This is a genomic window from Micromonospora aridisoli (assembly GCF_056150025.1).
Map to the genome: position 1 here is coordinate 1 of NZ_JAXCFK010000169.1, position 530 is coordinate 530.

The 530-nt window shown below is 34.0% G+C and carries 2 protein-coding genes; both read left to right on the plus strand.

Going from position 1 to position 530, the window contains the following annotated elements:
• The coding region (locus SM447_RS29930; protein ID WP_474576214.1) for a TlpA family protein disulfide reductase at window positions 1–263 on the plus strand (263 nt) is incomplete at its 5' end.
• A 24-nt stretch (window positions 264–287) separates the two neighbouring features.
• On the plus strand, window positions 288–530 hold a 243-nt coding region (locus SM447_RS29935; protein WP_474576215.1), incomplete at its 3' end, for a 1-(5-phosphoribosyl)-5-[(5-phosphoribosylamino)methylideneamino]imidazole-4-carboxamide isomerase.

Below are 530 nucleotides of genomic sequence, written 5' to 3' on the forward strand. Positions count from 1 at the left end.
GACTTCAACAAAAAACGAAGAATATTGATTATGTTTTTCTGTCCTTAGATAAAACGGGAGAACGCTGGAAAAAAGCGATCAAATTATTAGCTATCAAAGGGGATCATTATTTTATCTCCGAAGGATGGAAAAATCCCTTGACAAATTATATAAACTTGGATTGGATTCCTAGATATATGATTCTAGACGAAAAGGGTCGAGTACTACAGGCAAAGGCAACAAAGGTAACCGATGCCGAATTCAAGAAAATACTATTAAAATAAGCTTAAAGTAAAAGATAAAATACCATGCGATTAATACCAGCAATAGATATCATCGACGGTAAATGTGTCCGTTTATCCAAAGGAGATTATAATACAAAGAAGATCTATAATGAAAACCCGTTAGAAGTGGCCAAGAATTTTGAGGCACATGGTATCGAGTATTTACATTTGGTTGATTTGGATGGAGCTAAGTCAAAACATATTGTCAATCACAAAGTACTTGAACAAATTGCTTCCAAAACAAGTTTGCAAATTGATTTTGGCGGT